At 71.1% G+C, this 3534-nt stretch carries 2 protein-coding genes; both read left to right on the top strand.

What is annotated here, in order from left to right; genetic code table 11:
- The first annotated feature begins 319 nt into the window (after positions 1-319).
- Complete coding sequence (locus EF903_RS30295) at positions 320-2155, top strand: LCP family protein (protein WP_125548187.1); 1836 nt, start codon at positions 320-322, stop codon at positions 2153-2155.
- Positions 2156-2262: 107 nt separating this feature from the next.
- Positions 2263-3534 (top strand): LCP family protein (locus EF903_RS30290; protein WP_260616131.1); only part of this gene is annotated, 1272 nt, incomplete at its 3' end.

The raw sequence follows: 3534 nt of genomic DNA, 5'->3' as shown, positions 1-3534 counted from the left end.
CCCCCACCCCGGCCCCCACCTCGGGAACCGACACCAGCGCGACGCCCGTCCCCACGTTCACGGGCACCACTGCCGGGATGACCGACTGCCGGTAAAGCAATCCCAAAAGCCGGTGTCCGAACCGAAAGGCATGAGCGCTTTGCCCCGGTTTCAGGTGAGTGGAATTTGTCACCACCATGGTTTGGAGCGGACCGGGGCGGATAAGGTGAGCGATCCGGTGCCCTGGCCAGCGAAGAGGCCGTGCACCAGCAGCCGGATCGTTGACCGGGCGCCTTGGGGGAGGCGTGTCGCGAGGCACCGACGGAGGATTCAAGCAACCGTGGATGCGCAGAGCCGTGGGCGGGCGGACGAGATCGACCCCGCCGACCAGTGGGTGCTCAACCCCCGCACCGGCAACTACGAACTGCGACTGGACCGCTCCGGTCCGCAAGGTCCGTCGCCGGCGGTGGCCCCGCCGCGGAGACCGTCGCGGTCCCGCTCGCAGGCGGCACCCCCGGCCCAGCCCACCGGGACCACGTCCCGGGCGGCCGGAACGGCCTCCGGGTCGGCCGGAGCCCCCGCCAAGACCCCCGGCGGCGGGAGCCCGTCGAAGACTCCCGGCACCGGCTCGCCGGCACCCTCGGTGCCGGGTCCGCGCCGCGGCGAGTCCCCGCCGGGCCGGCGCGGCGGCCGCCCGCGGAAGGGCGGTTCGGGTCCGCGCCGCAAGCGGGCCCTGGTGGTGACGGGCGGCACGCTGGCGTTCCTGCTGGTGGGCGGCTCGCTCGGCGCGTACCTCTACTACAACCACCTCAACGGCAACCTGAAGGTCACCGACGTCGGCGACGCGGGCACGGGCGGCTTCAAGAAGGACCAGCCGATCAACATCCTCGTGATCGGCACCGACAAGCGCTCCGGCTCCGGCAACGAGGGGTACGGCGACGCGGGCAGCCCCGGGCACGCCGACACGACGATCCTGTTCCACGTCTCGAAGGACCGCACCAACGCCACCGCGCTGTCGATCCCGCGCGACCTGATCACGACCATCCCGGCCTGCCCGACGAAGCAGCCGGACGGCACGACGAAGACGATCCCCGGCCGCAAGGGGGACCGCTTCAACACGAGCCTCGGCCAGGAGGGCCGCGACCCGGGCTGCACGATGCGCACGGTCAAGGAGCTCACCGGGATCACCGTCGACCACTTCATGATGGTCGACTTCAACGCGGTGAAGGTGCTCAGCACCGCGGTCGGCGGCGTGCCCGTCTGCCTGGAGAAGGCCGTCGACGACGAGGACTCGAAGCTCAAGCTGGGCCCGGGCGAGCACCGCCTGCAGGGCGAGGAGGCGCTGGCGTTCGTCCGGACCCGGCACGCCTTCGGCAACGAGAGCGACCTGGACCGCATCAAGACGCAGCAGCAGTTCCTGAGTTCGATGATGCGCGAGATGAAGTCCAAGGAGACGCTGACCAGTCCGAAGAAGTTCTTCTCCCTCGCCGAGGCGGCCACGAAGTCGCTGACGGTGGACTCGGGCATCGGGTCGATCGAGAAACTCACCAACCTCGCCGGCGAGTTGAAGGACATGAACCTCAAGAACGTCACCTTCACCACTCTCCCGGTGCGCGACAACCCGGCGGAGAAGGTCAAGGCGACGGTGGTCGTCGACCACGCGCAGGCCGACCCGCTGCTGGAGATGATCCGGGCGGACGTGTCCCTCACCGAGGTCGAGGAGAAGGAGCAGGCGGCGAAGGACGCCGCCGACGCCGAGGCGAAGGCCAAGCAGGACGCCCTGCTCCAGGGCCCGCGCGCGCAGGCGAAGGACGTACGGGTGGACGTCCTCAACGGGGGCGGCCCGGCGGGCTCCGCCTCGGCCACCCTCGGCTGGCTGCAGAACACCAAGGGCGTCTCCAAGTCCAGCAACCTCGGCAACGCGCCGGCCAAGCTGGACGCCACCCGGCTGGAGTACGCCCCGAACCAGGCCGACCAGGCCCGCGCCCTCGCGGACATGATGGGGCTGCCCGCCTCGGCGCTGAAGATGGGCACGGCCGACGCGGCGCCCAGGACCGCGATGAAGCTGACGCTCGGCGCGGACTTCAGGGGCGCGGGGGTCTCCATGACGGCTCCGCAGAAGGCGCCGGAGAACATCCAGCGCGTCGAGGCGGACAAGGCGATCTGCGCCAAGTAGCCGTACCGGCCGGCCGGCCGCTCACCGACGAGCGGCCGGCCGGCGCCCGACCTGCGCCGGACCGCGGGCGCACCATGACGACATGACGTGATCTCTAGGGGGGACGTGTGAGGAGCAACAGCGTGCGCGGGGAGGGGGCGCCCGCCCGGCCGGACGGCGACACGGCCGACGGCGGACCAGCCGCCCGCGGCGGCGTCCCCGCACCGCGCCCGGGCGCGGACTCCGCGGCCGCGGCGGCTTCCGGGGCAGGCCCCTCCCCCCGGCGCGGCAAGCGCCGGATACTCCGCTGGACGGCCTCGGTGCTGGCCTTCCTCATACTCGCGACGGCGGCGGCCGGATACCTCTACTACCGCCACCTCAACGGCAGCATCCAGACGGACGCGCTCAACCTGGGCGAGAACAAGCTGGGCGGCTCCCGGCCCAACGCCTTCGGGCAGACCCCGCTGAACATCCTCCTGATCGGCTCCGACGCCCGCGACGGCGAGGAGAACAAGGCCCTCGGCGGCGCAAAGGACACCTTCGACGGGCCGCCGCTCGCGGACGTGCAGATGCTGCTGCACCTGTCGGCGGACCGCAGCAACATGTCGGTGGTGTCGATGCCGCGCGACACGATGCTGAAGATGCCCAAGTGCACCGAGCCGAACGGCAAGGTGCACTCGGCGAGCCGGGGCCTCGTCCAGACCAACGAGTCGCTCAGCCGCGGTGGTCCGGGCTGCACGGTCGCCGCCTGGCAGGACCTGACCAAAATCCCGATCGACCACTTCATGATGATCGACTTCAAGGGCGTGGTGACGATGGCGGACGCCATCGGCGGCGTCCCGGTCTGCGTCCAGGAGAACGTCCACTCCCTGACCCGGGACGGCAAGGGCTCCGGCCTGAAGCTCGCCAAGGGCGAGAACGTCATCCAGGGCGAGGTGGCCCTTCAATGGCTGCGGACCCGCTACGGCTTCGAGGACGGCAGCGACATAGGCCGCGCCCACGCCCAGCACATGTACATGAACTCGCTGGCCCGGGAGTTCCGCCGGAACGCCAAGCTGAGCAATCCCATGAAGCTCAACAGCCTCGCGCAGGCCGCCATCAAGGCGATGGTCGTGGACCCCGGCCTCAACAAGATCGACAAGTTGTACGACCTGAGCATGGAGCTCAAGAAGGTCGACCCGTCCCGCATCACCATGACGACGATGCCGTGGATCCCGAGCCCGTCGGACTCGGCCCGCGTCGAGCCGAAGCCCGGCGAGGCGGAGGACCTGTTCCGGATGATCCGGGAGGACATCCCGCTCGACGGCAAGGGCCCCGAGCATCCCGCCGCCCCCGGGGCCGCGCCGTCCGCGAGCGCCTCCGGCGCGCCCGCGACCCCCGCGGCCCCGGGGGCGGCGGGA

The sequence above is a fragment of the Streptomyces sp. WAC05292 genome, assembly GCF_003949955.1.
In the GTDB taxonomy this organism is placed as follows: Bacteria; Actinomycetota; Actinomycetes; order Streptomycetales; family Streptomycetaceae; genus Streptomyces; species Streptomyces globosus.
Note: the sequence above shows the minus strand (reverse complement) of the source record. Positions and strands in the feature narration are given on the sequence as shown.